The sequence below is a fragment of the Flavobacterium araucananum genome (assembly GCF_002222055.1).
Lineage (GTDB): Bacteria > Bacteroidota > Bacteroidia > Flavobacteriales > Flavobacteriaceae > Flavobacterium > Flavobacterium araucananum.
Window position 1 is genome coordinate 1 of sequence record NZ_MUGS01000108.1, and the last position, 1,924, is coordinate 1,924.

Genomic DNA, 1,924 nt, shown 5'->3' on the forward strand with positions numbered 1-1,924 from the left:
CAAATTAATATCTTGGTACTTTAATTTCTTTCCAATTTTTTTTAAAAGTAATTGTTGATCTACAAATAAATTTATTCCAACTCTTTTACCATTGTTTAATTCAAAACAATAATAATGAATTGCTTCCCATGGTGAACCATAAGATTGTATTGCAATAGAAATATTAATGATATTATTTTTATCATAGTAAATTTCATAATGTTCAAATCCTGAATTAGATTCTCTTAAAGTATTTTTCAAAATGCGATAAGAGATCGTATCTTTTTTCATTTTAATCCTTTCCTCAGGCTTCCCTACAAAAGGTTTGTCAAATATTTCATAAGTATTCTGCGTAATTGAATATATTTTATTGCTTGCCTTTTCAATATTTGAATTAATTTTTAATTCTTCAATTATAAAAAAGCTAGAATCTACAAGTACAGAGTCTTTTAAAATTCTAAGATTTTGACTATTTACTGAAATTGCAAAAAATACAAGTCCTAATGCTATAAATTTGTTTATCATTTCTTTTTAGATTTTACTTCTTCTTTTTTTGTAGGATTCTTTTTTTCCTCTTCTTCGAGAATTTTTGTAGCCTCTTCATCGCCATTATTTTTTTGCTTTTCTAAATAGTTTTTTGCTTCTTCTTTTTGTTTATCGTCACCATTTTCTAACATAAGTTTATAATGTCTATTAATATCAAAAACGCCTTCTTTTCTAGCTCTTTTAAAATTTGCTCTTCTGTTATTTTTTCCATCTTTGCCATCATATTCATTAACGCATTTTATGACAAGTTCAATATCATCATTATCAGCATGTTCTTTAGCAAATTTTTTATTTTTCTTTGTCCCATCATTCCAAAAATATAGTGCAGATTGTGTTGCGTACATTGCATCATCTGATATTTTTAAATAGTTCCCTTTTAGTTGGCTTCCATCTTTTTCAGCCGTAAAATCTATTTGTCCTGAAGTATCGTCAGTAAAGGTGTTTTTATTTCTATAATTAGTAAAATTCAGATAATTACCTCTTCCCGTTAGTTGTTTTAATCCTCGTCCTTTAAATTTCCATCCATCTCTAGTTAGTTCGTCTCCGTTCCCTAAACCTCTCTTATCTCCAACATAAGGAGCATAAGCTCTAGACATCAAAGGAATTCCAAAGTGTGAATGCGACTTTAAGTAAATTTTATAATCAACTGTTTTATCAGTCTTTAATATTTCTTTAATTAATTTATCATTATATTTTTTCTTGTCCTTTGAATCCTTTTCACCTTTATAAGCTGCATATAGCTCTTTATCAACAATTGATGGCTTGTCTTTAAGAAGAAGTGTTTTTAGTTCATCGTTTGTTTTAATAATTACTTCTCCTTTTGCATCAATTATTTTGAATATTGAAGTAAGATTATCCTTCAATGAGCTAACTATAGTACTATTTATTTGTATGAGACTTGAACTAAAAATGCCGGGTGGATTAGAATAATTTTCATATTCAGAAAAAGTTGTAAAATTTGCACTTTCAACCCCAATCTGGGAAAGAAAGTGAGCTTTACGTAAACACGTATCTAACCCAAAGTTTTTTCTATATTTATTCAGGTAAGGCAAAAACAAGTCTATTATCTCCGCCTGTTTTGACGATAATTTTTTAGCACCTATTGTTTTTCTCAAAAATTCAGAAGTAATTTCTTCTTCGCAGTGAGTACATTTATAAGGCTCTGTCTTAACAACACTAGGCACAGGCGCGCCTGTAGTATCAATTTTTTCGATCACGTTACGTTGTGCCGAATCCGTAATTGTAACATCAACACCTCCATATTCGCATTTTATGGTACTTTTAAGAAGTAACGGAAATTTGTCCTGAAAATATACTGTCCCTACATCTTTCCAATCGGCAAGTTTCATTACTGAAGCACATGGACTGGCACTATTGGGGCTTTTTTTGCAATTGCCTT

2 protein-coding genes are annotated in these 1,924 nt (G+C 29.5%); both read right to left on the minus strand.

Annotation, left to right across the window (positions count from 1 at the left end):
• Positions 1 to 504 (minus strand): hypothetical protein (locus tag B0A64_RS24450; protein ID WP_133083327.1); only part of this gene is annotated, 504 nt, incomplete at its 3' end.
• A partial coding sequence (locus B0A64_RS25445) for a PAAR-like protein (protein ID WP_208863569.1) occupies positions 501 to 1,924 on the minus strand: 1,424 nt, incomplete at its 5' end. The genes B0A64_RS24450 and B0A64_RS25445, both read right to left, overlap by 4 nt.